This is a genomic window from Synechococcus sp. WC10meta, assembly GCF_047461475.1.
Map to the genome: position 1 here is coordinate 1 of NZ_JANSHF010000021.1, position 26,275 is coordinate 26,275.

Consider the following 26,275-nt stretch of genomic DNA (forward strand, 5'->3'; position numbering starts at 1 on the left):
CGTGGAAGCAGGAAGAAAGCGTCAACTTGGAGCAAAAGTCCGCTTTTGTCCAGCGTTGTATAAGTCTTTCAGAGCGGATTGTCGCCACTGCATCAAAAGCTGCAGGAGCACTGGGAAAAGCAATTGCCCTGGGATCCCAGCGGAGCTCTGGCCTCTTTGCTCAGCGTCGTCCCTTTCTTGCTGGCAGCAGCGGTGGTGGTGGCTTTAACCGAGATCTCTTTGGGCAAAAGCTGGGCCGTCTCCTGGGGTCTTATCGCCTGTGTTGGCGGTGGCCTCTGCGAGCTGGGCCGGCGGGGCAATGCTCGCTGACCTCTAGCTCCTTGCCCTGTCTGCCCCCATCCTCAAAGACTACTTGTCCAACTTTTCAATGTAGGGGCGAATGTCGTTGAGGTCGATGTAGCGGTCGGTGGCGTTGCGCAGCTCGCGGGCAATCATCCCTTCGGTGGAGACAACTGTAATCGTAGTGTTTTTGGAGCGCAACAACTCAATGGCCCGCTCGAAATCACCGTCGCCGCTAAACAGGATGAGCCGGTCGTATTGACCGACCGTGTTGAACATATCGATAACAATTTCGATATCTAGGTTGGCCCTCTGGGAGTAACGGCCCGAATCTTCGTCCCGATACTCCTTGAGAAGCTTGGTGCGAACCGTATAGCCCAAGTTGATCAGGGCGTCTCGGAAGGCCCTTTGGTCGTTGGGATCCTTGATGCCGGTGTACCAAAATGCATTGACTAGCTCGACGTTGGGTTGGGACCTGACAAAGTAATCCAAGACCCGGCGGGGATCAAAGAACCAGCCGATTTTTTGTTGAGCATAAAACATATTGTTTCCATCGATAAAGATGGAAACCCGTGTGACGGGGTATCGAAACATAAATTTTCCGGAAAATAGTAAGGTGGACTGGTTAAGAGCGTTGATTAGCTTAACGCAAAAAGGGTTGCACCAGAACAGAGCTGGCTAGTGTCAATCTCCTATCATAGCCAAAAGAGGGCTCCCTGGCTTCGATCCCTAGCCCGGCAAAAAGTTAGGTTCCAGCTAGGGCAGAGCATGGCTGGAGGTGGAGCGGCCTGCCTGGCTGAGGTAGAGCTCTGCCAGTTGGCGGGCCAGGTTGCGGATGCGCCCGATGTAGAGAGTGCGCTCAGCCACGGCAATGACGCCGCGGGCATCGAGCAGGTTGAAGGTGTGGGAGCACTTGAGCACGTAGTCGTAGGCAGGCAGAAGCAGCGACACCGGTAGCCGATCGCTCAAGACCTGTTCTTGGAGCTTCTGCCGCGTGGTTTCGATTAGCCGCTTGGCCTCGGCTTCGTAGAGCCGAAACAGCTCCAACAACATCTCGGGATTCGAATACTCAAAGTTGTAGTAGGATTGCTCCACCTCATTTTGGAAATAGATCTGCCCATAGGTAATCCGTCCCAGAGAAGGGTGCTCACTCCAGCAGAGGTCAAAAACGGAGTCCACCCCCTGCAGGTACATGGCTAGGCGCTCCAGACCGTAGGTAATCTCCACAGAAACGGGGTGGCAATCCTGGCTGCCCACTTGTTGGAAGTAGGTGAATTGGGTTATTTCCATGCCATCTAGCCACACTTCCCAGCCCACGCCCCAGGCGCCCAGGGTGGGGGATTCCCAGTCGTCTTCCACAAAGCGGATGTCGTGCTCTGCCGGGTCGATGCCCAAGGCCCGCAGGCTCTCCAGGTACACCTCTTGGATGTCGTCGGGGGAGGGCTTGAGGAGGACTTGGTACTGAAAGTAGTGCTGCAAGCGGTTAGGGTTTTGGCCATAGCGCCCGTCAGTGGGGCGGCGACAGGGCTCCACGTAGGCCACCCGCCAGGGATCCGGCCCTAGGGCGCGTAGGAAGGTGTGGGGGCTCATGGTGCCGGCCCCCTTTTCCAGGTCGTAGGGCTGCAGGATCAGGCAACCCTGCTCTCCCCAAAACTGCTGCAAGCGAAGGATTAGATCTTGAAAGGTGTGAGCTGCCATGGCAAAGGGCGGCAGAGAGAGCACTCCCTATCCTACCAAGGCCTCTCCCTTGCCCAGTCGTTCAGCGCTTCTTGTCAAGGGCGGAGGTTTAGGTGGGGGCCAAGCCAATTTTGGTGCGGATCTCCTCGCGAAGGCGGGCGGTGATTGAGGCTTCGTCCAAATCGGCCAAAATCTGGGCTATGGCGGCTTTGGGTCCCTCCGGCCCCCAACTGGCTCCTTGGGCCAGGTAGCGGCGGGCTGCCTCGCCAATGGCGTAGCAGGAAAAGCCAGCCATCACTGCCTGCGTCAGGGCCACTGACCCGTAGGCTCCTAGCGAAAGTCCGCCAGCAAAGGGCAGGGATCCCCCCAGCAAGGTTTTCAGGGATCCCAATCCCAACAGCGCCACCCATTCTCCTGCCCCCAGGCTGAGCATGCTGAGGACAATCTTCTGCAACAGTTGCATGGCACCGGCGGTGGTCAGGGGCCAGCCGTAGAGGCGGGCCATGCGCAAGATGAGGGCCACATCCAAAGCCAACCCCCCCAGGGTGTCAAGCAGAGTAACGGGGTTGAGGGCAACGGCCAGGGCTTTGGTGCGGGCGGCGGCGGCGATGAGATCTTGGGCTTGCTGGGCGCGGCTTTGCAACTTGCGCTCGATGACCTGCTGGTTGAGGCGATCGGCAAAGAGGAGGGCGTTGAGGGCTAGCAGGGAGCGCCCTTCCCGCTGCAAGACTTCTAGGATTTTTAGGCGCAGCGCGTCCACTTGGGGGGGGCCGCTTTCCATCTCCACGCCAAAGCTGCCATCTGGCTTCTGCACCAGGCGCGGCACGCGCGGCGAGGCGGCCACCATGACAACCTCGTCAGGGGAAAGAAGCTGCCGCACCCGTTCGTTGCGGATCTTGTCGTAGATGGCCTGGCGATCCGCCTCGGGGTACTGGTCGATCTTGTTGAACACCAGCAGCATGGGCTTGCCCGCCTCCCGCAGAGTCGCCAGAGCCTCAAACTCCACCCGCGTCAGATCTCCGCAGACCACAAAGAGGATGAGATCTGCCCGCTGGGCCACCTCCTGGGCCAGTCGCGCCCGCTCTTCGCCGTCTACTTCATCCAGGCCAGGAGTGTCGATTAGCTCCAGCCGGGATCCCTGCCAGTGGCTGACCTGAACCGACTGCACCGAGGCCGAGGATAGGAAAGAGCAGGGGGGACGAGTTCCCCAGCAGATGTTCCAGGCAGCTACTTGCTGGGTGCGGGTGGTCCCGTGGGTAGGCCCCGTGGCGAAAACCGGCTCCCCCAGGAGAGCGTTGAGCAGGGAGGACTTGCCCCGCCCCACCAGGCCGAAGGCGGCAATGTGGATGATCTCGGCTTCCAGTTTGTCCAGCAGGGCTTGCAAGTTTTCCAGCTCCCCTTCCAGGCCGGCAATCTCCTGGGGGCGCAGATCCAGTTGGGCCACCCACTGGCGCAGGCTGCGCTTGGCTTGTTGGTAATGGAGATCCTCCTGCAGAGTGCTGCGGCAAGCCATAGCCAGTAGCAGGAAAACAGCCTCGGGGAGGCAGATTCAACAATAACAATAGCAACGGCAAAGAGTGGCCCCTAGCCTAAGCCGAGTTTGTCAACTGGCTATGATGGATGGGAGAAAGGGGTTGGAAAGGCAATGCCATGCTAACCAAGGGCCGGATTCTGTTCAGCCCAGTCGGGTGGGTGGGGAAGTTGTGCTTGGCCGGCTTGAGCTTAGGGCTGCTGGGCTGCAGCCCCGCAGGTTTTCGTACCCCACCTTCTAGCTTGACCAACAGCGGCCTCAACAGCATTTTCCCCGATGGGGAGCCCGCTTTCAGTGGCGATGGTCGCTACCTGGTGTTTTCCTCAGCCCGCGGCGGCAGTCAGGCCATTTTTCTCTACGACCTGGTGGAACAGCGGCTGGTAGACTTGCCTGGGCTTAATTCCAGCGACGTGGCCGCCAGTTCGCCCGATATCAGCGCTGATGGGCGCTACATCGTCTATGTGTCCAACGCGCTGGGCAAATCGGAGATCTTTCTCTACGACCGCGAAACCCGCCGGGTTGAGAACATCAGCAGCCGGGTGCCAGGGGATGTGCGCAACCCCACCATCAGCGGCGATGGGCGCTTTATCGCCTTTGAGAGTAACGGTCGGGGACAGTGGAACATCGAGATCTTCGACCGCGGCCCGGCGGCCACGCAACCGCCTGCAGCCAACTCTTCCAATGCTGGCAGGAACCCCTAGCCCCTTTGGACTTGCTGCATGCTTGCTGCCTTTGCCCAACGACTTGAGCCCCTGCGCTCTAATGTCTTTGACCAGCTAGACCAGGCCAAGTGGGAGGCGCGCCGCTCCGGCGTGGATGTCATCGACCTGTCTCTGGGATCCTCGGATCTGCCCCCACCTCCGGAAGCGCTGGCAGCCATGCAAGCGGCTTTGGCGGATCCCTCCACCTACGGCTACACCCTCTTCCACGACACGGCTGAGTTTCGCGCCGCCTGTGCCCAGTGGTACCAGAGGAAGTTTGGCCTAGTCATCGATCCAGAAACGGAGGTGCTGCCCCTGATTGGATCCCAGCAGGGGACGGCCCTCCTGCCGCTAGCTCTGCTTAACCCCGGCGAGGTTGCCTTGGTTACCGACCCTGGGTATCCTTCCCATGTGGGGGGGATCCATCTAGCGGGCGGGATCCCTTACTACTTGCCCCTGCGGGCAGAAAACCGCTTCCTACCCCAGTGGGATGAGATCCCGAAGGAGATCTGCCGCCAGGCACGGCTGCTGGTGCTGAGCTATCCCCACAACCCCACCACTGCCACCGTTACCCCGGAGTTTTGGCAGGAAACGCTGCAATTTTGTCAGCGGTACAACATCGTGCTGGCGCACGACTTTCCCTACGTGGACTGGTGTTTCGACGGCCAGGTGGCTCCCTCGGCGCTGCAGGCGGATCCCGACAAGACCCGCACCATCGAGTTCTTTTCCCTCTCCAAGTCCTACCACATGGGGGGGTTCCGGGTGGCCTATGCTATCGGTAGCCGCGAGCTAATCCGAGCCTTGCGGCTGGTGAAGTCCACCATTGACTTCCACCCCTACCAGGGCATCTTGCGGGGAGCAGCAGCGGCTTTGGCGGCTCCCGATAGCTTTTTGGATCACTGGCGGCAGGTATACCGCAAGCGACGGGATCTTGCGGTGGCCGCTCTGCACCGCATCGGCTGGCCCGTGCCCCTGCCGGAGGCCACCATGTACCTGTGGGCACCTTTGCCCGAGTTCTATCGCGGCTCCTCAGCCCAGTTTTGTCTAGACTTGGTACGGGCTACCGGGGTGGCTCTGTCGCCAGGCTCAGGCTTTGGCCCCGGCGGCGAAGGCTATGTCCGCTTTGCGCTGGTGGCAGAGGGATCCCGGCTGGAAGAGGCAATAGAACGAATTGGGGAATTCTTAGGCAAAGGCACTTCCGGTCTCCGGCAGGCCTAGTCGCATAGAGCCAGCTTAGAAGCAGCAAGGGGGCAGGCTACAGATGTTCCTCTGAGGCCGGTTGTTGTCCCCGTCCTGGCCTTTTAGGCTGCCAGTATTAGCTGCAGCCAGTGCCGGCTAATCTGAGCCAGGATAGGAGTTGTGTTGGCCCAGTTGGCTCCCAAGGGGCATGGAAAAAGAGACGCTCGAGAGTTTTTTGTCCATCCGCGGGGTGATGGGGGTAGCGCTCCTGAGTCGAACAGGCCGCCCTTTTTTCTACCGTTCTTTTCAGAACTTGGACAGCCGACAGCAGCAGGCCCTCACCGAAGGGCTGTTTCAGGTTTTGCAAACCATGCCCCCAGGACTTGACTACTTTGACTTTCAGTTTGCCGAGCAGCGGGTTTTTGTCTACCCCCTGGGGCCGGAATGGGTGTTGCTGGTGGCAGTCAATGACGAGCTGGTGATGCCGGTTTACACCTTGGCCGTCAACCGCCTGCGAGCCGAGCTGCAACAGGATGCGTCGAAGGGCCTAGCTACCTTTCGCCTTTTGACCAGCCAGGCAGAGGCTGCTCGCAACCCCACCCAGCCCAGCGCCAATTTGACAGAAAGCCAGCCCGAGACAACTCAGCCTGGGGCGAGGGGCAGCCCCAGGAAGGTGGAGGTTTTCGTGCAATCGCTCAACCGTCTCTGCCAGATTGCTAGTGGCTATCTGGGCAAGGCGGTGATTGTCAACTACTGGAAGGCAGCCCGACAGGAAGTGCTGGAGCAGCAGGGATCCCTAGCCGAGTGGCTCAACGAGTTTGAGATCGAGCGCAGTGGCCAAATTCACTACAAAGGCCTCCTCAAGGAGCTGGACGAGTCTCAGCAAGAAGTGCTGCGGGACTGGGTGCTGGCTTTTTTTCACCGCTGCGAAGCAGTGATCCGCGACTTTCGCAATTTGATTAAGTCTGCCGAATGGCGCCTGTAAGCTACCCGCTCTGAAAGACTCATACAACCCCGGACAAAAGCGGACTTTTGCTCCAGGTTGACGCTTTCTTCCTGCTTCCACGACCCATAGCTAGCAGCAGAGTTCACCTCCACTACCCCATTAGAGGGCTCTCCACAGGCGTCACTTCCCGTCGAGCTGACGGTAGTTGCTCCTTGGCTCTTGATGAGCACCCAGGCAAAAGACGGAGCCAACTTTAGCCTGGGCAAAGTGCCTACTGGAGAGGCTGGTTATGCCACAAAGCGGCCGATTGTCGGGTGAATCAAGGATAGAGGAGAGCCCACAGCCATAGCTTGCTTCCGCGAAGCGGCAGCCAGGGGCTCCTTGTAGCCCTACAGCTAGCAAGTCAACCCTGAACCTCTGGGCTGGTTCAATAGGGCAATTCCGTTGGTCGCGTTGGGATCCACCTCCCCCTTCCGCCCCAGGCTGGAGTAACCCACCGTTTGCGCTACTCGGAAGCCTCCTTTCCCGTTTCCTTCCCACGGCTCAAGAGGGGGGCTTCCGCGCCGCGTTTTTCGGTGATACGATCAACTACTGACTCTCAGTAGAGGCACGCCTATTCATTGGGGCTGTTAACTCAGAGGTAGAGTACCACCTTGACACGGTGGGAGCCGCTGGTTCGATTCCAGCACAGCCCAGCGCAAGCAAGCCAAAAAAGAGCCAAAGCTGCCACGCAACCCACCCCCATGCAAAAAGAGGCGGGATCCCCTCTGGCTCGCCTCAGGGATCCCTATACTGGAGTAGAGGCCCTGGAAGGCGCCGGGGGGGCGAGGGTAGCATTAGGTCAAACTGCGAGAGGGGGAAAGACCAATGGGATTGTTTGAGCGGGTCAGCCGAATCATTAGAGCCAACCTCAACGCGCTCATCAACGCCGCCGAAGATCCGGAGAAGATCCTGAACCAAACCATTCAGGACATGGCTGAGGATCACTACCAAATGCGGCAGGCCGTCGCCCAAGCCATTGCTGCCCAGAAGCGCCTGGAGCGGCAGTACGAGCAGGCCCAGCAAAGCGTGGAGGAGTGGCACAGACGGGCTGAGTTGGCCCTACGCAACAACAACGAGGCGCTGGCCCGGGAAGCCCTGGTGCGCAAGAAAACCTTTGCCGAGACTGCCCAAAGCCTGAAGCGGCAGCTGGATGAGCAGACCCGGCAAGTGGAGATGCTCAAAACCAACATGACCAAGCTGGAAAGCAAGATTGCCGAGGCCAAAACCAAAAAGGACATGCTCATCGCCCGAGCCCGCGCCGCCAAGGCTTCCCAGCAGATCAATCAGGTTATCGGCCGGGTGGATCCCAGCAGCGCCTTTGCCGCCTTTGAGCGCATGGAAGAGAAGGTAAACGCTCTGGAGGCCCAATCCGCAGCAGTGGCCGAGCTGGCAGCCGACAGCCTGGAGCAGCAGTTTGCCGCTCTAGAAGCAGGCGGAGCGGATGTGGATCAGGAGCTGAGGTTGCTCAAGGCAGCCATCCAGGCCCAGTTGCCTGCCGGTGAGACGAAAGCTGTGCAGCAAGGTCAAGCTGGAGCCCCAACTGGGGGCAAAGTAGATGTAGATGCAGAATTGGAAGAGCTGCGCCGCGAAATTGATCAACTCTAATGCCAGGAGTTAGTGCGGGGGATCCATCTTCTTCGCCTAGGGACGTGGGGCTGCTCTAAAAGAGAGCCAAGAGGTGGTAAGCTGCGCAAAGGAGCTCTCTCTGGATAGAGGGGAGCAAGGTCGCCTTCTGGCATTTCGGCAAGAAATCACGAGCAATGGCAACGGTGAGTCTCAAGCCTCTTTTGGATCCCAAGCAACTGTTGCAGGCTTATGCCTCTGGCCAGCGAGATTTTTCTGGCTCTAACCTGAGTGGGGCCCAGTTGAGCGGCGCAAGCTTGAGGGGGATTATCCTGCGGGATGCTGACTTAAGCGGGGCAGACTTGCGCGAAGCAGATTTGTCGGGGGCAGATCTAACTGGAGCCAGCCTACGCGGCGCCAAGTTGCGGAGGGTCAATCTCATCGGGGCTAAGCTGGTGAAGGCGGATCTACGGGGGGCCAACCTCTACCGGGCCAAGCTGCTCAGGGCCGATCTCAGCGAGGCCGATCTCGGCCGAGCCGATCTGCGTTTTGGCGCCGACCTGCGCGGAGCCACCATCACCAACACCCACTTTCGCGGCGCCCTCTACGACGAGTACACCAAGTTTCCAGAGGGGTTCAACCCGGTTGAAATGGGAATGTAGCTTCCCTCAGGGGATCAGGCCTTGCCAGAGGTAGGCTGCGCCTGCAGCCGTCACGATAAAGGGGGGGTTGCGCAAGTCTGGCTTGTTGTAGCGCAAGGGATCCCCTTGCAAGTCCGTGACGCTGCCCCCCGCTTGCTCGACAAGGCACTGGGCGGCGGCAGTATCCCACTCCAGGGTTGGGCCAAAGCGGGGGTAGAGGTGAGCGGATCCCTCGGCCACTAGGCAAAACTTGAGGGCACTGCCCACCGACTTCACCTCAAGGAGGCCGTAGCGGCGCTGCAGCCGCTTTAAGAACTGCTCTGTTTCCGTGTCCTTGTGGGAGCGGCTGGCCACTACCTGCAGAGGGGGCTGGGCAGGCGGGCGGGACCAGATGGGCTCGTCACCCCTGTAGGCCCCTAGCTCTTGGGCAGCTTTGTAGGTGAGGCCCAACGCCGGGGCGTGGACAACGCCCAAGATGGGGATCCCTGCCTCGATAAGGGCAATGTTGACGGTAAACTGGCCGTTGCCCTCGAGGAACTCGCGCGTGCCATCTAAGGGATCCACCAACCAAAACTGCTGCCACTGTTGCCGCTCCCAGTAGGGGATCCCGCCGGCTTCTTCTGAGAGGACGGGAATCGTGGGGGTGATCTCTTGCAGTCCCTCGAGGAGCAGGCGGTGGGCAGCCAGATCCGCCTCGGTCAAGGGAGAGGCATCTGCTTTGAGTTCGACCTGCAGCGATTCTTGCCGATAGAAGGGCAAGATGGCCCGCCCTGCCGCTTCTGCTAGGCGGCACACCTCGGGCAAGAGAGCGGCTAGGTTAGAAACCTGCACGGCTTCCTCCCCCAGCTAGCGACGCACGGGAATGCCGTGGGCGGCCAAGTCGGCCTTGATCTGCTCAATCGTCAGCTGGCCGTAGTGGAGCAGCGAAGCCAGTAGAGCTGCTTCTGCCCCCCCCTCCTGGAGAGCTTGGCGGATGTGGGCACATTCCCCTGCTCCTCCGGAGGCAATCACCGGCACCGCCACTGCCTCGGCCACCCGCCGGGTCAGCTCCAGGTCGTAGCCGGCCTGGGTGCCATCAGCGTCCATGCTGGTCAGCAGGATTTCCCCTGCCCCCCGCTCGGCTACGGTTTTGGCCCACTCCACCGCATCCAGGCCTGTCGGCTCCCGCCCACCGCGCACGTACACCTCCCACCCCCCGCCTTGAGGTTTGGCGCGGGCGTCAATGGCCACGACGATGCACTGGGAGCCAAAGCGGCGGCTGGCTTGGGTAACCAGATCCGGATCCCGAACCGCTGCCGAGTTAAGGCTGACCTTGTCGGCGCCGGCCCGCAGCAGTTGCCGGATCCCCTCCAGGTCGCGGATCCCACCGCCTACGGTGAGAGGAATGAATACCTGCTCTGCTGTGCGCCGCACCACCTCCAGCAAAATCTCCCGCTCCTCATGGGTGGCGGTGATGTCCAGAAAGACCAGCTCATCCGCCCCTGCCCGATCATAGGCCCGCGCCAGCTCCACCGGGTCCCCAGCCTCCCGCAAGTTCCCAAACTGGATCCCTTTGACCACCCGCCCCCCTGCCACATCCAGACAGGGAATGATCCGCTTGGCCAACATGCCCCCTCCCGGGATTGCTAGGCAAAGCTGATAATCAGAAAGGGCTCCTGAAACTTGGCCCCGGTTACCTGCCGGCCTGCCAAGCTGGGCGGCAAGAACAAATTGCGCCGCTGATCCCCAGCGGTGATGGTCAACTCTGGCCCGGATTGGCTCAGCTCGATTTGGGTCTTGCTAAAGCCAGGAAGAAACAGCCTCACGCTGCGGGAGCCCTCGTCGATGGCTACGGGCGGCGGCACCTCAGGCAGGGCAAAGATCCCACTTACTGCCTCTTCCAACGCCGACCAATCCGATCCCTGGCGCCGTGGCAGGGTGCGCACTGGCAGAGGAGAAAACTCAGCCGCCGACACCTCTCCGGGAACTAGCGGCATGACCCAGAGGCCACCCACGGTCAGCCCCACCATCTGGGCACTGCCCCAGAGGTAGCGGGCAACCTGGATTGCCATGGGATCCGGAGTCGTTACCAAATGCGCTACCACCCGCCGCGGATCGGCAATGGCAGAGCGCCCCTGCTCGAAAAGGTTGGCCATCCCCCCCAGGCGAGCTAGGAGCTCCTCCACCGAGGAAAACTCCAGGGTCGTCACCGACCGCAGCAGCGGCTCGAGAAAGGGAAGGAGAGTTTTGGCCAGATCGGATTGGAGGAAAGCCTGAGAAGCTCGCCGCCAGTACCAACTGGCCACCTCTGGGATCCCAAACGCCCGCAAGGTGGTCAAGTCCCCTGGGCCATCGTAGAGAATGCAGTCGTATTGACCGCTGGCATCGTAGCGGCGCAGGGCTTCCAGAGCCAGGGCCTGGTCCATCCCTGGCAGCACCCCTAGCTCCTGCCCATAGATTTCCCGGAAAAAGGGAGTGCGCACGTATTGGGCTTCCAGCTCCCTGGTTGCCGTCCAGTACTGCTCCAGAAGCTGGGTTGTCCGCAGCTGCACCACGCTTAAGTTGGCGGCAATGGTTACCGGCTCGCCGGAAAGCGGGATCCCACCCAGAAGCATCTCCAACCCCGGCCCCGCCTGATGGCCCACTAGCAGCACTCGCCGCCCCTGCTGCGCTGCTGCCCGCGCCACTGCTACAGCTAGAGTGCTCCGGCCCGTGCCCCCCTTCCCCAAGAAGGTCAGGATCTGGCTCATTCTCGCTCTCCTGATTCTCCGTAGATGTCGATGTACAGCGATTGCCCTGCCAACTGGGCTGCTGCTGTCATCACCTGACGAATTGCCTGCAAGGTACGCCCACCTCGCCCCAACACCCGACCGCGATCCTTGGGGTCAAAGGCTAGCCGCAGCCAGACCTTGCGTCCTCCACAGGTGGTTTCCACATCTGTTTGCAGGGGGCCGCTGGTAAGGAGCGGTTCAATCAAAAGATGAGCAAGGGTCTCGTAGTCCGGCATGGGAGGCAAAACGCAACCTAACCGCAAGCGTAGCTGAGCCTAGGCCTCAGTGGCTGCCTCGGGCTGGGACTTCTCCTCCCCCTGCTCTGATCCCTCGGGAACCTTCTGCTCCTCCCCGGCTTCAGGTTTGGCAATGGCCGGAATGCGAATCGAGGCCACCACGCCCCCCTCACCGGCTTTCAACATCTCATAGATGCCCGCTTTTCTGAGGAGGCTGTCCACCGTATCGGTGGGCTTGGCACCGCGCCGCAGCCACTTGAGTAGGCCCGCTGTCTCCAGAACCGTCTCCTTGGTGCGCGGGTTGTAGTAGCCTAACTCCTCCAGCGGGCGACCTTCCCGGCGAGCCCTACTGTCAATGGCGATGATGCGATAGCTGGGTTGGTGCTTCTTTCCAAAGCGCTTGAGCCGCAACTTAACCATTGGAGGTGCTCCGCAAGCTGGGTAGGGTTGTCTAGGAAACGGAAACCGACCGCCTAGCCTCTCCTCCACGTCCCTTCCTGGAGGCTGGGTCCGGCTAGTCGCTAACACAGGCTTCTCATTCTAGTCGATTTTCCCCTACCTGGATAAAGTGCCGACTCAACCCCAAGGGGGGATCTTCGTGGCAAAGTTGAAGAGGAAACCCAAGGCACAACTTCACATGATCACCTACACCGACTTGACTGCAGAGCAGCGCCAGCTCTACCTAAGAGCCCTCATTGCCGTAGCCCGCGTGGACGGCCAGCTCGATGAAGAAGAAGCCGACTTCTTTCTGCAAATTGCTGAAGGCATGGGCATTAACAAAGAGGTAGCTCAAAGCTATCTGGCCAACGACACGACTGCAACCCTAGAGCTCAGCGCCATCCCGCCTCTGCACAACGCCGCCGGGGCCTTGATCCTGCGGGATTTGGCGGCGATGGCAGTGGTCAACAACAAGCTGACAGAAAAAGAGGAGGCCCTGATTTTTGAAATTGGCAAGGCCATGCAGTTTAGTCGGGAGGAGATTGACGAATTTCTAGACTGGGCCTTCATGGGCCTGCAGTGGCAGCTGAAAAGTGCCGCTCTCCTGCAGCGGTATGCCCAGCCCGCTGCCAGCAACAGCTAGAAGCCCAGGGCCGCCACCAACGGCTGCGCTAGCTGAGGTAGCGATCCAGAGCCCGCTGCAGCTCTTCCAGTTCCACCTCAATATTGCCGCTTTCAACGGCGTGGCGAATGCAGTGGCGGATGTGATCGTTGAGGATAATCCGCGCCAGCCGATCTAGCGCCCCCTTGACGGCGGCAATCTGGAGCAGCACATCCGGACAGGGTTGATCCTCTTCGATCATGGAGCGGATCCCACGCACATGCCCCTCAATGCGAGCCAGGCGGTGAATCAGCTTGCGCCGCGATTGCGGATCGTGGCGGTGAGGTTGGGCCCGCCCCGAGAGAGGGGGTCGCTCCAACGCCAGTTCCCACTCTTCCTCCCAATCAGGTTCTTCAGGAAGTGGAGGAATGGAGCCAGTCTGAAGCGGGGGAATAGGATCGGCCATAGGAGGAGTCGAGGACTGTCTGCATGATACCCCCTGCTTTTCTCCGAGCAGGTTGAGGTGCTCTAGAATAGGAAAGGATATGAAATTTTGTAAATCCTCTCCTGGCTTGGCTTCATGACCTCCGTACTCTCCCCCTTTGGCCCCGTAGAAGCGGATCTAGAGCGTTTACGCCAGAACTTGACGCGGCTAGTCAGCGCCAAACACCCCATCCTGGCCATGGCTGCCGAACATCTGTTCTCGGTGGGGGGGAAAGGGATCCGACCAGCAATCGTGCTCCTGATCGCGCGGGCCACTACGCCCGACGGGGAGATTACCCCCCAGCATTGGCGCCTGGCGGAAATTACCGAGATGATCCACACCGCCAGCCTGATGCACGACGACGTCATCGACACTGCTACCGTGCGGCGCGGCGTCAGCACAGTCAACACCCTTTTTGATAACCGGGTGGCGGTGCTGGCAGGGGATTACCTGTTTGGGCAGGCAGCCTGGTATTTGGCCAACCTGGACAACCTGGAGGTGGTGAAGCTGCTGTCCAAGGTCATCATGGACCTGCCAGAGGGAGAGGTGCGCCAGAGCCTCACTCGCTTTGATCCCGACGTCTCCCTGGAAGAGTACCTCGCCAAAAGCTTCTACAAAACCGCCTCCCTTATTTCTGGCAGTGCTAAGGCAGCGGGTCTCCTGAGCGGGGTAAGTCCTGAGGTGGCCGATCGCCTCTTCGACTTCGGCCGCGACCTGGGCATTGCTTTTCAGATTGTCGACGATCTCCTCGACTTTACTGGGTCGGCGGAGACGCTGGGCAAGCCAGTGGGATCCGACCTCATCCAGGGCAACCTGACAGCACCCGTTTTGTTTGCGCTAGAGGAGTTTCCGCAGATGCGGGAGCTCATCCTCAGAGAGTTGGCCGAACCGCAGGATCTCCAGCAGGTTCTAGAGTGGGTCTACCAAAGTGAGGGGATCCCGCGCTCCCGCCAGTTGGCGCGCGACTATGCCCAACGGGCTGCCGAGGCCCTGCAAGTTCTGCCGGACTCTGAAGCGCGCCAGGCTCTGCTGCAGATGGTAGACTACGTCCTCGAGCGGCCTTGCTAGAAGGCTTTTACGGAGATAGACCCGAGGCTCGAGTCGCCGCTGCCGAGAGCTCAGGGTAGGTGGGTGGAGTGAAAAAGCGCAGGCGATTGGGTGGCCAAAAGCGAAAGATGGTATTGCCGATAATGTTTTCTTTGGGCAAAAACCCCCAGATGTGCGAGTCCTGGCTGTCATTGCGGTTGTCCCCCATTACAAAATAGGAGTTAGGAGGGACAACAAATTCCGATCCCTGGTTGGGCACTCCAGGACAGCGCTCGCCAGGGCAGGAGTAGTCAGGGGGAGCGTAGATGTAGTCCTCCTGCAGAGGAATGCCGTTGACGATCACCTTGCCCTCAGCAATGCGGATGCGATCCCCTGGCAGGCCAATTACCCGCTTGATGTAAGCACCGTTGAAGTTCAAGTGGGCAGGCGGGTAGAAGACAATGATGTCGCCGCGTCTGGGGGCGCTGAAGCGGTAGCTAACCTTTTCTACCACCAAGCGATCCCCTTCTTCTAGGGTGGGCAGCATGGAATCCGAGGGGATCCAGCGCGCCTCCGCCACAAAGGTGCGAATGCCAAGGGCCAGTAGCAGCGCCAGCAGCACCGTCAGCAGGTTTTCCCGCTGCGCCTGCCACCAGGTGCGAGATGGGGAATTGGCAGGGGTTTTGCTGGGCGGCAACTGGGGCTGGGGCAAAGACCTCGGATCTGTGGAGGGCATGGAGGCTAAACGCGCATGACTGCACGATTTCCAGATTATCGCACCCGGCAGGAGCGGAGACCGTCCCCTTTCCTGGCACTAGAAAGGCAAACGTCTGGCAAAACTTGATGGCGATTTCAACAGAAGAACAGCTTGAGCGCTTAGTCGAGAAGTAATTTTGCAGCGGACTGATTGGCTGGCGGGGGATACCGAAAAGCCCTTGGCGCGAGTCGAGAAACTATACAGGGATCTGGTATTGCTTAGAGCAGCGGAGGACGGCTGGAACGTCTTGGCCTTATTGCTGGGGCGACCGTTATTGCCGGCGTCATTTTGACTGCTAGGTTCGCAAAAACGTGGGGAGCTGGCAAAAGCAGGGGGATCCCGCCAAAGGCCTAGCGGATCAACTGCCGGAGGTGAGTTTTTCCCAGTCCTGCTGGTGGATGGCAAGCATCTGAGCCTGGGCCTGGATGGCCGCTAACGTCTCTGCCATCAGGGGCCAGTTGCTGTCAGGGGGAGTGGGATACTGCTTAAGCTTCCCCAGGGTGCTGCTAAGGGCCACTTGCAGCTGCTGCAGCAGTTGGTGGGTTTGTTGGGCCAAAGCCAAGGTCTCGGAGACGCGGAGGCGGTTTTGGCCTTGCTGGTACTTCTGGAGGGCTTCTCCTCGCAGAATGCTGAGGATGGCTCCTTCCCTGGGAGGAGAGCCTGGCCCGCTTTTGGAGGGCTGGGGGATAATGCGCAACTGCAGCACCAGCGGCTCCCCCCGGTACAGCCGCTCCGCTTCTGCCTGCTGCGGCTCCCCGATGAGGCTGGGATCAAGAGCCATCATCCGCTTCATGGCAGCGATTAGCCTAGCCCGGATGGGTTCCGAGAGTTCCTTGAACAGATCCCGCAAAATCCCCTGCTGGCGGTAGCGCACCCGACACAGCACTCCCTCCTGGGGCTCTACAAAAATTTGCTCTGCTTTCTCGTCTAAAGCCCGCCGCAGCATCGAGTTCAGCAACTGCTGCACCGTCTCTTCCGATTCGTCACTAGGAGAGGGCGGAGCAGTTGGCCGTGCCGGCAGCGGCTGGGTGGGAGTTGGGTGGCTGGGCGGCCCGGCTACGGGAGCGGGGACTTCTGGGGTGGTGCGGCTGGCTTGGGCCTGCAGGCGGAGCCGCTCTACCTCTGCTGGGCTGGGGGGATGGCTGAAGTAGTGGGCAATTAACTCCTGCTGCTGCTCCAGCGTAATCGGAACTGGCTCAACCGAGATCTGGGAGTAAGCCAGCATTTTGCTCACGTAGTCCAGGGCTGCCAAATCCTGGGGATCCACCATGCCCAGGATCAAGCTGTCCGTATCCAGGGCCAAAGGCACCACCTGGTAGTAGATACAAATCTCCACCGGCAGGTATTGGGCAATCAGGGCCGCCACCCGCGCTCGGTCAATTAGAGAAGGGTGTCCTACCGCCAAAGAGGCATTTGGATTGGTCATGGCAAGCCTGCAGGGATCCCGGAGGGGAAAAGCGTCGTCTTCGATCATAGGCCCTTGACCTCCGGGGTTTCTGCCTCGCCTGTCCCTAAGCAGCCCAGATTGAATAATGTAATACTAGGAGCATTCCTTTGGATCTTCTGCCACGAGAGAACGTTAGCCTTGGTCAGCCTTGGAGTCAACATCGACCACGTGGCCACGCTGCGCCAGGCCCGCCGCACCGTCGAGCCGGACCCGGTGGCCGCTGCCGTCATTGCCGAGTTGGCAGGCGCAGATGGGATCACGGTGCACCTGCGCGAGGATCGCCGCCACATTCAGGAGCGGGATGTGCGGCTGCTGCGGCAGACGGTACGCACCCACCTCAACTTGGAGATGGCGGCAACAGAGGAGATGGTGGCCATTGCCCTGGAGATCAAGCCCGACTATGTCACGCTGGTTCCCGAGCGGCGGGAAGAGATTACCACCGAAGGGGGACTGGATGTGGCCAGTCAGGTTTCACGCCTAGGTGAAGTGGTAGACCGACTGCAGGGATCTGGCATTCCCGTCAGCTTGTTTGTCGATCCAGATCCCATCCAGATTGCCGCTGCTGCTCAGGTGGGGGCGCGCTGGGTGGAGCTGCACACCGGGCGGTATGCGGAGGCCTCCTCGGAAGCCCAACGGGAGGCGGAGCTGGCCCAGCTGCAGAAGGCTAGCCAACAGGCCATTCAACTGGGGCTGCGGGTCAATGCTGGGCACGGCCTCACCTACTGGAATGTGGGCCCGGTGGCGCGGATCCCGGGCATAGAGGAGCTAAACATTGGCCACAGCATCATCAGTCGGGCAGTGCTGGTGGGGTTGGAGCGAGCGGTGCGAGAGATGCGTCAGGCGATGGGGTTAGGAGTGGGCCCGGCATGAACTCGGAGTACTACGGCTACGACAACGGCTACGATTACGTTCTCGAGCAGGCTGAGATTGACCGCCTGCTGGATCTGCTGCCGGCCAGCATGCGAGAGAGCGTCAAGATCTTGCCGGCCTCGGAGCGGCAGACGGTCGTAATCAAAGGCCGGCGGCAACTGCCCTGGGAGCGGCAGCTGCGGCTTTTTATTAAACCCTACGAGTGGCGGCAGTTTACCCCCTTGCAGCGGGCGGGGTTGTTCTTGCACAAAGTAGGCTACTACAGCCGGGCAGCCTCGCGGCAGATCGACTTTTACCTGGCTATTGCCGCCTTGGGGGGCTTGAGCCTGATCTTCGAGGTGGTCCAGCAGGATCCGGTGGGGGCAACGGTTTCCGGTGGCTTAAGCGGCTTGGCTCTCTGGCAGTTGCGCCGCGACCAGACCAACGACCGCCGCCTTTTGGCTGCTGATGCCTACGCTGTGGACCGGCTGGTGTTGCGCGGAGTTCCGCGGTTGCAGGCAGTGGAGGCCCTAGGGCAAGCGCTGCACCTGGAGGCTCGCCTGGAGGGTCGCTCTGGCAACGACCTACTGGACATGCTGCGCTACCAAAACCTGAAGCGGCTGGCCCAGCGCCCAGCAGAAGATATTGTGTTGAGCTAGTTTCAAGCCATGCTTTCCCCCGCGCGGCTGGGATCCCTGGTGGGTCGAGGGGGCTGGGGGCATCACCTCCTCCAGGTGGCAGTAACCGATTCCACCAACCGGCTGCTCTTGGACTGGGGTCGCCGCTTCCCTCAACCTCTGCCCCTGGGCACCGTTCTGGTCAGCACTCGCCAGCGGGCAGGCCAGGGCCAGCACGGGCGAGTATGGCACTCGCAGCCAGGGGGGTTGTACCTGTCGGTCTGGCTGGGATCCCCTCCCCTGCGGCATTCCCTGCTGGAATTGACCCTAACCTTGGCCTGGGGCATTGCCGGCAGTTTGCGCCATCGGTTGGGGATCCCGCTGCGGCTGAAATGGCCCAACGACCTGGTGATAGTGGACAGGCAGGGGCCGGCTTTTCTGCGCAAGCTGGGGGGGATCCTGGTGCAAGGCCGCTTTGGGGAAAGGGGACAACTGCTGGGGCTGGTGGCCGGCGTAGGTGTGAATATCAACAATCCCGTGCCCGCCGAGGGAATCAATTTAGCTGAGATCTTGGGATGCCGGCAGGATAGCACCGCCATTGCCGCCTGGGTTTTGCAGGGGATGGAGCGGGGGTTCCAGGTCTGGCTCAAGGAGGGGTTTGCTGCTGTTTGCTGCGAGTACGAGACCTGGACAGTGAAGCCGCAAATCCAATGGCTCCCAGGTGAGGCGTCGGCTACGGTTTTGGGCCTTGCCGAGGATGGCAGGCTGCGGGTACAAACTCAGGGGGGGCAGATCCTCGTCCTCTCTCCCGACCAGGTGCGCCTGAGCTATCAAATGTCTCTTGCCAGTGGCTGGGAGTGATGGAGCCCTTGGTGGCCACCTCTTTTGGGCAGCGTCTTTCCTCTTGGCTGTGCAGCAGCTCGGCAGCAAGAGGGCGGCAGCTGCGGCGGCTGGGGCTGAGTCTAGGCGTAGGGCTAAGCCTGCTCTGGTCCTCTCCCACGGCGCTGTTGGCGCAGACGCCCTTGCCCCCTCCTCCCCCTGTGGGGCCAGCGCTGGACACCCCTGCCGCAAAGGCGCTGCTGCAAGATGGTGCCCTTCCCCTGCCGCAAGACACCCTGAGAACCCTAGGCTTGACTCCTCAACCAAGCCAGGCTCTTCCGCTGGAGGCGGCAACCCGCACTGGGGTGGGCCGGGAAATTGTTATTGAGCCGGCAAAGGTTACCGAGGCTCAGCCGGAAAGTGGGGTGCCGGCAGTGTTGGTGGAGCGCAGCTCCGGCCGCCGCCTCCTTCTCCTGCCAGGGGGAGAGCTTCGCATTGAGGAAACCCCTGAGCTGCCGCCGCTGACCTTGCCCACCTTGTCCCCCAGCAAAGAGCGACTGCTCTATCCGCTGCCCCACCCCGCGCCGATCACCTCTGGCTTTGGCTTGCGGATTCACCCCCTCAAGGGTCAGCCGGAGTTTCACGCCGGCGTGGATCTGGGGGCCAGCTTGGGCACGCCAGTCCTGGCTGCCTTGAGCGGCAAGGTGGTGAGTGCCGGCTCCCTGGGAGATCTGGGGATCACGGTTGTCCTGGAGCATGCTGGCGGCCGGCGCACCCGCTATGGTCACCTGTCTCAAGTAGCTGTCACCCCAGGAGAAGGGGTTAAGCAGGGATCCCTCATTGGCTATGTGGGGGCAACGGGAGCGGTGACTGGGCCGCATCTCCACTTTGAGCTGTGGCAGCAAACGGCAGGGCAAAGCTGGATGGTTTTGGACGCCACAGAAGAGCTGAAGGTCGCCGCAAGCTAGTTGCCGAGCTAGCCAGAGCCAGCTTGGGTTAGCATAGGTGAGCGGGATCCCACCTCTTGCGGACGTGGCGGAATGGCAGACGCGCTAGACTTAGGATCTAGTGCCGCAAGGCGTAAGGGTTCAAGTCCCTTCGTCCGCATGGCAAGCCCTGCTTCTAGCGGGGGAAGATCACCTCTAGGATTTGCTCAGGGGCAATGGAGTCAATCACCCCATTGGCGGCCTTGACGGCGCGGAACGGCCCCTCGGAAGGCAAAAGCCGCTCTGGGTCTGTAGGGCCAAACAGAGCCACCAGGGGAGTTTGCGTGGCCACTGCCAGGTGCATGGGGGCACTGTCGGTACACAAAAGCAGGGTGGAGCCAGCAATCAAGGCCGCCAGTTGGCCTAGCTGGGGCGGGCGGCTCACCGGCAGATTCGGCAGTTGCGACAGAAAGCCCTCCGCCAGCTTCTCATCCTCTGGCCCCAACACCAGCACGAGCGGCAGCTCCGGCCGCTTTTCCCGGAAACCCTTGATCACCCTAACCCACTTCTCTGGGGGATAGATCTTCTGGATGCCTTTCTCCTGGGACAGTTGGCTGGCGCCAGGGTGCAACAGCACATAATCTTGGCTGCCCTCCCCCAGCAGACGCTTGCGTTCCTGCTCAGCCCACTCCAGGGCTGTCTTTTTGAGGCGAAGCTGGGGCAAGCCTGCCGGTGCGGCAATGCCGAACCCCTGCAGCAGGTCGTGGTACATGTTGGCGGCGTATTGGGCCAGCTTTAGAGGCACCGGGTCGGTCAGCCAAGGTCGCCCAGGCCCTGGCGGGGCATAGCCAACCCGCTTTGGGATCCCAGTTAGCCAAAGCAACAGCTTGACCCACAAGCTTCTGCCCAGGCTGAGCACGGCGTCGTACTGCCGCTCGCGGATTCGCCCCAGCAGATCGCTGATATCCCCTAGCGAAAGTTGCTCCTTAAATGGGAAGGTCAGCACCCGATTCACCGAGGGGCAGACCTCGTAGGCAGCTGCCGCCCGCGGCTCTACCAACACCTCCAGCTCCGCTTCTGGAAAGCGCTGCCGCAAACTCGCTAGGGTGGGGAAGAAAAGAATTTGGTCGCCAATCCCTCCCGGCACCAAAGCGAGAATTCGGGGGGCCAAAGGGGCTTTGCCGAGAACTGCTTGAGAAGCAATCTCCATAGAACATCCTGTCGATAGCTGTATCCAGCCTAGGGGATCCCTGGCCAGGGATGTACCGCGTTTACTCTAGCTCAGGTTGGGCTCAATTCGGAGCGGGTCTGGCTCCCAGCGGCTTCTCAGCAACTAAGCTACAAAAAGGCCCAATTTTGGAACTCTCATCCTCGATGATGGGCTGTGGCCGCTACCCCAAAAGGCAGCACCATGACGGATGAGCCGATCCCGCTGCTGGATTTGACGTTGCAATACCGCGCTTTGGCTAGGACCCTTTTGCCTCAGGTGGAAGCTTTGCTGGCCTCTGGGCGCTACATTGGCGGAGAGGCAGTGCGGCAGTTCGAGGAGCTGTTTTCGCAGTTTCTCGGCGGCGGCGATCTGGAGACCGTCAGTTGCAACTCCGGCACCGATGCTTTGGTGTTGGCCCTGCGCGCTCTGGGGATCCAACCGGGCGACGAGGTCATCACCACTGCCTTTAGCTTTTTTGCCTCCGCCGAGGCCATCGATTTGGTGGGGGCACGGCCGGTGTTCGTGGATGTGGATCCCTGCACCTTCAACCTGGATCCCCAGCTTCTCGAAAGAAGCATCTCCCCGCGCACCAAAGCCATAATCTCCGTGCATTTGTTTGGCCAGGCGGCCAACATGACCCAAATTTTGGCCATTGCGCGACGCCATGGGTTGGCAGTGGTGGAAGATTGCGCCCAGGCCATAGGGGCCTGCTGGGGAGGCAAGCCGGTGGGCACCTGGGGAGATATCGGCTGCTTTAGCTTTTTTCCCACCAAAAACTTGGGGGCCGCAGGGGATGGTGGGGCAGTAGTGACCCGGGATCCGCAACTGGCCCGCAAGGTGCGCATCCTCAAAGAACATGGCCAAGTTGGCCAATACCACCACGAATACATCGGCCTCAACAGCCGTCTGGACGCGCTGCAGGCGGTAATCCTGTCGGTCAAGTTGCCCTACCTGCGGGAGTGGAACTGGCGGCGGCAGGCCATTGCCGAGGGCTATCACCGCCTGTTGCAAGGGATCCCTGGCCTAATCCTGCCGAAGGTGGCAAAGGGGGGAAACTCCGTTTGGCATCAGTACACGGTGCGGGTGCCCGGTTCCCACCCAACCGACTCGCGGCGGCGCGACCAACTGCAGCGGCAGTTGCAGAAGCGGGGCATTGCCAGCCGAGTTTACTACCCTACTCCCCTTCATCTCCAGCCCGTCTACCGCAAGCTGGGATATAAGCCTGGAGATTTGCCCAATGCCGAGCTCTGTGCTGCCCAGGTGTTGTCTTTGCCCTGTTTTCCTGAGTTGACCCTCCAGCAACAGGAGCGGGTGGCCCTGGCCATTGCTGAAATCTTGGCAGAAGAACCCTAGCAGCCCTGGAGGAGGGAGCTCAGGTGCTATCGAAGCTCAGCCGAAGATTACTTCAACTATTTCCGTGGTTGCACCAGTTTCCCCAACTCGGAGCTGTCCCTGCAAAGCTGTCATCGAAAGAGCGCGTTCGTTTTCTACGCCGCCTGCGCTTTACTCGCATCGGGGGCTGGTTTGTTGGGATCACGCTCCTAGTGAGTATTGCCGCCTTTAACACTGGCAACAATCCTCTCTACTTGGTTCTGGGGATGCTGCTTAGCCTCATTCTTCTTAGCGGCCTCCTCTCCGAGCTTACCCTCAAGGATCTGGAGGTGAGCCGGCAGTTGCCCAGCCGCATCTTTGCTGGCCAGCCGGTCTTGGTGGGGCTGACACTGGTCAATCGCAAACGCCGCCTGCCCAGTTTTTCCCTCCAGGTGAGGGAACGCATCGAGGGACTGAAGCGGACGGATTGGCCTTCCAGCTATGTGCTGCGGTTGGATCCCGGTGCCAAGCTGGACACCTTCTATCAGCACACCTTCCCAAGGCGAGGGGTGTGGCAGCTGCAGGGTTTTGAGATTGCCACCAGCTTTCCTTTTGAACTCTTTCGCAAGGCAGTGGCGATCGAGGAGCCGCAGGCGGTGATTGTATTTCCCCAGCCTGCCCTCGTCCAGGGACTGCTGCTGTGGGAGCACTTTGGCGGCAGCAGCCAGTTGCGCCCTCAGCCCGGCCAGGAGGGGGACTACCTCGGCCTGCGGCCATACCGTCCCCAAGATGATGTGCGCTCTGTGCATTGGAAGATCTCGGCCAAGCGAGATCAACTGGTCGTGCGGGAGCTGGAGCGCCCCCGTTCCCAGGCCATTGTCCTCTGCTTTGAAAATCGCTGGCAGCCGCGGGGAGAAAGCCCTGAAGCGCATCGCAACAAGCTGGAGCGGGCTGTAGAACGCTGCGCTGGGATCCTCACTTATTTGATTCGAGAAGGCTACCCCGTGGCTCTGGCCACCTTGCAGACGCGAACTGCTTTCGGGGCCGATCTGGCCCATCTCGACTGGCTGTTGGCCCTCCTAGCCCAACTGACGTTCGTCGGGGATCCGCAGCTGGGCTCCCAAGGGCCCTCCAACTCCCCTACTGGCTTCAGCCTCACTCCCCAAGATCGCTGCCTGCTCCTAGCTCACCCTCCTCAGGAGGGGGAAGCGGTGCCAGGTCATCTCGTTGAGCCGGGATCCCTGCTGCAATTTATTCCGATTGAGTAAGGCCTCCCTATCTCCCTGGCGGGCAGTGGTTGGTAGTGGGAATGTAGATGCGGCTGCCGGCCCACTGCAGTTTCTCTCGCAGGGTGCGGAAGTAGGAAAGGTCTTTTTCTAAGATCAGCAGCTTGGCTGGCAGGGGAGCGCGTCGAATTTGCACCCACTGGCCAGGGTTGACCGATTGAGCCAAGACACCATCCGTCCAGAGGCGGGTCAGCCCTTCTGGATCGGCAAGGGGCCAGATCTCCACCGTCGCCGTGCCGCTGATAACAATGGGCCGGCTGGACAAGCTGAGGGGACAAATGGGGGTGATGATGATGGCCTCGAAGGTAGGCTCGAGGATGGGGCCGTTGGCTGCCAAGGTGTAGGAGGTGGATCCCGTTGGAGTAGCCACCAGCACGCCATCTCCGTGGTACTGATCCAAGACCTCGCCATTGACTTCGATTTCCATGATGGCGGCGGGCAGGCGTTCCCGGTTGATGGGCTTTAGGCACATTTCGTTGAGGGCGTAGTACACTTCGCTAACCGGGCGGCCCTCCTGCTTTTCCTCTCCAGGGACAGCCCCTTGTCCCAGTTGGGGCTGCTCCCAAATCTGGGCCTGCAACATCATGCGGGCTTGCAGGACAAAGTCTCCCGCCTGGATGCGATCCCAGGGATCCTGGTGCAGCACCTGCTCTGACTGGGCCAAGAACCCCAGCCTGCCTCCCGACTGGATGGGCAAAATGGGGATCCCATGGGGAGCAAGGTGGCGGGCCGCCGCCAACACTGAGCCATCTCCTCCCAACACCACCGCCAAATCGATGGGATCCGAGGTGGCCTCCAAAAAGACCGGGTAGGGGTTGTGGTGCAAGCCAGTGGGAGCCGTCAGTACCGTAACGCCGCGCCGACGCAGCTGCTCCGCACACAGCTGGCAGGTAGCCTTGCTCTGGCGATCCCCCTCCTTGTAGGCAATCACCACCAAGCCCAGATCCATGGCTGACCTCGCGCAGGGATCCTTTCCCATCATCCCTCTTCAAGCTGGGGGTTGCCCAGACAAATTTCCTCAAGCGTTCTCTTCCGCTTTTTTTCACAATTTACTGGGAATTTTTTGATCTAACGAATGGCAGTGAAACAGCTTGTTACGTCGTTATTGCTGCGCTGTTGCGAACGCGCGAGTGGCCCGGAGCACTACCCCTACCTCTTGCTCCCAGAGAGAGGGTCTGAGGATGACTATCCCCTCTTAGGGAGCAAACGGGATCCCTGAGTGAGCGGGTATAAACTCCAGCAATTGGTTTATCGTATGGACATCCCTGCCCAAGCTGCTTTGTGCCTGCAAACCTATGGTCCCCGATCTCACCAATCGCATTTTTGGCGGCCGCTACCAACTGATTCAGGAAATCGGTGGTGGCGGCATGGGATCCGTCTTTCGGGCTTTGGACTTACACAACAACGGCCAAGAGGTGGCGGTCAAGATCCTGTATGCCCCTACCCTGCTGAGCCGAGGGAACGCCCAGCTCGATGATTTGCGCCGCCGCTTTGCCGAAGAGATCCGCGTCAGCACCCTTCTAGGCCAACATCCTCGCATCGTCAAAGTCCTGGATCACGGCCAAGAGGGGGAGCACGCCTATTTGGTGATGGAGTACCTCAAGGGACAGGATCTGGGGAAGCTAATCCGAGAAAAAGGAGCCTTGCCAGTTCGGCAGGCCATTCGGCTGGCCCTGCAGGCTTGTGAAGGGCTGCACTTTGCCCACACCTTCCGAGCTAACGTGGAAGGCCGCGAGATTCGGGGCGTGATTCACCGCGACATCAAGCCCAGCAACCTGTTTGTCGAGCGCGTTTTTCAAGATGGCCAGCTTACGTCTCAGCTCAAGATCCTCGACTTCGGCGTGGCCAAAACGCTGGCGGATCACACCCTTAGTCTAGGCACCCAAAAAGGGGGCGGATTTATCGGCACGGCTCGTTACGCCTCTCCTGAACAGGTACGCGGCAAATCTCTGGATGCCCGCTCAGACATCTACTCCCTAGGGGTGGTGCTCTACGAGATGCTGACGGGATCCATGCCCTTTCGCTTGGAAACCGACTCATTGCACAGTTGGATCCACGCCCATTGCTATGAAAACCCCCTTGAGATCAACCCAGAGACAGCCCCCCAGCCGATCCCACCCGCCATAGTAGCGGTGGTGATGGATTGTCTGAAGAAAAACCCGGACGAGCGGCCGCAGACCATGCAGGAGCTGGCAGAGCGGCTGTTGCAAGCCTATGAGCTGACGGTGGCCAACCAACTTCCCCCCAGCCAAGCCAGCACCGTCCTCCTCCCCAACACTGCTTCCCCGCCACTGCGCACCCCCACCAGGTCAGGCCCAGGAACCTTTGAGGACATCCGCGATGAGGATCTAGAGCTCATCGAAGAGGAGCCAATCCCTCCTCCAGGTGTGGGGATCCCCTACTACATCGCTGAGCGGAAAGCTACCTCAGCAGAAGCTGCACCGGAGCTCTCCCCCAAAACCGAAGGCGAAACGGCCAAAGCGCCCTCCACAGTCATCCAAGCTAGCGACACGCTCCCGGCTGTCCCTCCCCAGGATCGCCTTGCCACACCCCCACCAACGGATACTCCTCTGCCACCAGCTGCTTCCCGAACGGTTCGCCAGCCTTCCACCAGCAGCCTGAAGTGGCTCTGGGTTGGGGGAGGCGCTGTGGCTCTGCTAGCTGCTTTTTTGCTCTGGCCGCGCCCAACTATCCGCGATACCCAGGAAGAGCCGGAGCCGATCCCTACTGCTGAAGTCACCCCAACCCCTACACTCAAGCCCTCCCCCACCCCAACGCCAGCACCGGCCCCCACCCCGACGCCAACACCGACACCCCCTCCCACTCCCGTGCCGACACCTACTCGAACTCCAGCCCCGACACCTACTCCCGCTCCACTGCCGACGCCTACACGAACCCCTGCACGGACACCCACTCCTGCTCCGGTGCCAACGCCTACTCGAACTCCAGCACCAACACC

General features: G+C 60.6%; 27 protein-coding genes, 2 tRNA genes and 1 pseudogene. 17 read left to right on the forward strand and 13 right to left on the reverse strand.

Annotation, left to right across the window (positions count from 1 at the left end; translation table 11 throughout):
- The first annotated feature begins 78 nt into the window (after positions 1–78).
- Positions 79–309, forward strand: coding sequence for a hypothetical protein (locus NW804_RS09345; protein WP_414394557.1), 231 nt, complete (start codon positions 79–81; stop codon positions 307–309).
- A gap of 39 nt (positions 310–348) precedes the next feature.
- On the opposite strand, the gene NW804_RS09350 is transcribed toward NW804_RS09345, so the two are convergent.
- From NW804_RS09350 to NW804_RS09360, 3 genes are all read right to left on the reverse strand, one after another.
- On the reverse strand, positions 349–873 hold the full coding sequence (locus NW804_RS09350; RefSeq protein WP_414394559.1) for an NYN domain-containing protein: 525 nt from the start codon (positions 871–873) through the stop codon (positions 349–351).
- A gap of 162 nt (positions 874–1,035) precedes the next feature.
- Positions 1,036–1,977, reverse strand: coding sequence for a glycine--tRNA ligase subunit alpha (gene glyQ, locus NW804_RS09355; RefSeq protein WP_414423416.1), 942 nt, complete (start codon positions 1,975–1,977; stop codon positions 1,036–1,038).
- Positions 1,978–2,065: 88 nt separating this feature from the next.
- Positions 2,066–3,469, reverse strand: coding sequence for a DUF697 domain-containing protein (locus tag NW804_RS09360; RefSeq protein ID WP_414394561.1), 1,404 nt, complete (start codon positions 3,467–3,469; stop codon positions 2,066–2,068).
- Between the two features lie 137 nt (positions 3,470–3,606).
- Here NW804_RS09360 and NW804_RS09365 point away from each other — a divergent pair, with 137 nt between their 5' ends.
- From NW804_RS09365 to NW804_RS09390, 6 genes are all read left to right on the forward strand, one after another.
- Positions 3,607–4,188: a TolB family protein gene (locus tag NW804_RS09365; protein WP_414394562.1), complete on the forward strand. Its 582-nt coding sequence runs from the start codon at positions 3,607–3,609 to the stop codon at positions 4,186–4,188.
- An 18-nt stretch (positions 4,189–4,206) separates the two neighbouring features.
- Positions 4,207–5,406 (forward strand): LL-diaminopimelate aminotransferase, encoded by a 1,200-nt coding sequence (locus NW804_RS09370; protein ID WP_414423406.1) that lies wholly within the window; start codon positions 4,207–4,209, stop codon positions 5,404–5,406.
- Between the two features lie 169 nt (positions 5,407–5,575).
- Positions 5,576–6,352, forward strand: coding sequence for a hypothetical protein (locus NW804_RS09375; RefSeq protein ID WP_414423407.1), 777 nt, complete (start codon positions 5,576–5,578; stop codon positions 6,350–6,352).
- A gap of 584 nt (positions 6,353–6,936) precedes the next feature.
- A tRNA-Val gene (locus NW804_RS09380) sits at positions 6,937–7,008 on the forward strand.
- A gap of 172 nt (positions 7,009–7,180) precedes the next feature.
- On the forward strand, positions 7,181–7,960 hold the full coding sequence (locus NW804_RS09385) for a PspA/IM30 family protein (protein ID WP_414423408.1): 780 nt from the start codon (positions 7,181–7,183) through the stop codon (positions 7,958–7,960).
- Between the two features lie 155 nt (positions 7,961–8,115).
- Positions 8,116–8,580 carry a pentapeptide repeat-containing protein gene (locus NW804_RS09390; RefSeq protein ID WP_414420561.1) on the forward strand — a complete coding sequence of 155 codons (465 nt, stop codon included), beginning with the start codon at positions 8,116–8,118 and terminating at the stop codon, positions 8,578–8,580.
- Between the two features lie 6 nt (positions 8,581–8,586).
- Here NW804_RS09390 and cysQ read toward each other — a convergent pair whose 3' ends face one another.
- The 5 genes and pseudogenes from cysQ to rpsP all read right to left on the reverse strand — a co-directional run.
- Entirely contained in the window at positions 8,587–9,390 is an 804-nt protein-coding gene (cysQ, locus tag NW804_RS09395; protein ID WP_414420560.1) for a 3'(2'),5'-bisphosphate nucleotidase CysQ, read from the reverse strand.
- Positions 9,391–9,405: 15 nt separating this feature from the next.
- Positions 9,406–10,167 carry an imidazole glycerol phosphate synthase subunit HisF gene (gene hisF, locus NW804_RS09400; protein WP_414423409.1) on the reverse strand — a complete coding sequence of 254 codons (762 nt, stop codon included), beginning with the start codon at positions 10,165–10,167 and terminating at the stop codon, positions 9,406–9,408.
- Positions 10,168–10,184: 17 nt separating this feature from the next.
- On the reverse strand, positions 10,185–11,288 hold the full coding sequence (locus NW804_RS09405; RefSeq protein ID WP_414420558.1) for an ArsA family ATPase: 1,104 nt from the start codon (positions 11,286–11,288) through the stop codon (positions 10,185–10,187).
- The gene (locus tag NW804_RS09410; protein WP_414394578.1) at positions 11,285–11,545 is read right to left on the reverse strand and encodes a KH domain-containing protein; all 261 of its coding nucleotides are present in this window, start codon (positions 11,543–11,545) and stop codon (positions 11,285–11,287) included. Before NW804_RS09410 ends, NW804_RS09405 begins: the two co-directional genes overlap by 4 nt.
- A 174-nt stretch (positions 11,546–11,719) precedes the next feature.
- Positions 11,720–11,965, reverse strand: a pseudogene (rpsP, locus tag NW804_RS09415) (30S ribosomal protein S16); the annotation flags it as partial.
- A 217-nt stretch (positions 11,966–12,182) separates the two neighbouring features.
- On the opposite strand from rpsP, the gene NW804_RS09420 reads away from it, so the two are divergent.
- Positions 12,183–12,626 carry a TerB family tellurite resistance protein gene (locus NW804_RS09420; protein WP_414409918.1) on the forward strand — a complete coding sequence of 148 codons (444 nt, stop codon included), beginning with the start codon at positions 12,183–12,185 and terminating at the stop codon, positions 12,624–12,626.
- A gap of 28 nt (positions 12,627–12,654) precedes the next feature.
- Here NW804_RS09420 and NW804_RS09425 read toward each other — a convergent pair whose 3' ends face one another.
- Positions 12,655–13,050: a metal-sensing transcriptional repressor gene (locus NW804_RS09425; RefSeq protein ID WP_414394582.1), complete on the reverse strand. Its 396-nt coding sequence runs from the start codon at positions 13,048–13,050 to the stop codon at positions 12,655–12,657.
- Positions 13,051–13,164: 114 nt separating this feature from the next.
- Between NW804_RS09425 and sds the strand changes: the two genes are divergently transcribed.
- On the forward strand, positions 13,165–14,136 hold the full coding sequence (gene sds / locus NW804_RS09430; RefSeq protein ID WP_414423410.1) for a solanesyl diphosphate synthase: 972 nt from the start codon (positions 13,165–13,167) through the stop codon (positions 14,134–14,136).
- Positions 14,137–14,143: 7 nt separating this feature from the next.
- On the opposite strand, the gene lepB is transcribed toward sds, so the two are convergent.
- Both lepB and NW804_RS09440 read right to left on the reverse strand, forming a co-directional pair.
- Positions 14,144–14,830, reverse strand: coding sequence for a signal peptidase I (gene lepB, locus NW804_RS09435; protein WP_414409917.1), 687 nt, complete (start codon positions 14,828–14,830; stop codon positions 14,144–14,146).
- A gap of 379 nt (positions 14,831–15,209) precedes the next feature.
- The gene (locus NW804_RS09440; protein WP_414412410.1) at positions 15,210–16,277 is read right to left on the reverse strand and encodes a hypothetical protein; all 1,068 of its coding nucleotides are present in this window, start codon (positions 16,275–16,277) and stop codon (positions 15,210–15,212) included.
- Between the two features lie 159 nt (positions 16,278–16,436).
- Here NW804_RS09440 and NW804_RS09445 point away from each other — a divergent pair, with 159 nt between their 5' ends.
- The 5 genes from NW804_RS09445 to NW804_RS09465 all read left to right on the forward strand — a co-directional run bounded on the left by NW804_RS09445 (position 16,437) and on the right by NW804_RS09465 (position 19,690).
- Positions 16,437–17,168, forward strand: coding sequence for a pyridoxine 5'-phosphate synthase (locus NW804_RS09445; RefSeq protein WP_414394588.1), 732 nt, complete (start codon positions 16,437–16,439; stop codon positions 17,166–17,168).
- The gene (locus NW804_RS09450; protein WP_414406222.1) at positions 17,165–17,806 is read left to right on the forward strand and encodes a DUF3318 domain-containing protein; all 642 of its coding nucleotides are present in this window, start codon (positions 17,165–17,167) and stop codon (positions 17,804–17,806) included. The genes NW804_RS09445 and NW804_RS09450 overlap by 4 nt, the downstream gene beginning before the upstream one ends.
- Positions 17,807–17,815: 9 nt before the next feature.
- A complete protein-coding gene (locus tag NW804_RS09455) occupies positions 17,816–18,625 on the forward strand; it encodes a biotin--[acetyl-CoA-carboxylase] ligase (protein WP_414423411.1) in 810 nt (269 codons plus the stop codon).
- An 11-nt stretch (positions 18,626–18,636) separates the two neighbouring features.
- Positions 18,637–19,551, forward strand: coding sequence for a M23 family metallopeptidase (locus tag NW804_RS09460; protein WP_414423412.1), 915 nt, complete (start codon positions 18,637–18,639; stop codon positions 19,549–19,551).
- A gap of 58 nt (positions 19,552–19,609) precedes the next feature.
- Positions 19,610–19,690, forward strand: a tRNA-Leu gene (locus NW804_RS09465).
- A 15-nt stretch (positions 19,691–19,705) separates the two neighbouring features.
- On the opposite strand, the gene NW804_RS09470 is transcribed toward NW804_RS09465, so the two are convergent.
- Complete coding sequence (locus tag NW804_RS09470; RefSeq protein ID WP_414423413.1) at positions 19,706–20,719, reverse strand: glycosyltransferase family 9 protein; 1,014 nt, start codon at positions 20,717–20,719, stop codon at positions 19,706–19,708.
- A 201-nt stretch (positions 20,720–20,920) separates the two neighbouring features.
- Between NW804_RS09470 and NW804_RS09475 the strand changes: the two genes are divergently transcribed.
- The gene (locus NW804_RS09475; protein ID WP_414423414.1) at positions 20,921–22,072 is read left to right on the forward strand and encodes a DegT/DnrJ/EryC1/StrS family aminotransferase; all 1,152 of its coding nucleotides are present in this window, start codon (positions 20,921–20,923) and stop codon (positions 22,070–22,072) included.
- Between the two features lie 191 nt (positions 22,073–22,263).
- Complete coding sequence (locus NW804_RS09480) at positions 22,264–23,298, forward strand: DUF58 domain-containing protein (protein ID WP_414420551.1); 1,035 nt, start codon at positions 22,264–22,266, stop codon at positions 23,296–23,298.
- Positions 23,299–23,305: 7 nt separating this feature from the next.
- Here the strand turns inward: NW804_RS09480 and NW804_RS09485 are convergent, their stop codons facing one another.
- Entirely contained in the window at positions 23,306–24,265 is a 960-nt protein-coding gene (locus tag NW804_RS09485; protein WP_414409910.1) for an NAD(+) kinase, read from the reverse strand.
- Between the two features lie 346 nt (positions 24,266–24,611).
- Here NW804_RS09485 and NW804_RS09490 point away from each other — a divergent pair.
- A partial coding sequence (locus NW804_RS09490; RefSeq protein WP_414423415.1) for a serine/threonine protein kinase occupies positions 24,612–26,275 on the forward strand: 1,664 nt, incomplete at its 3' end.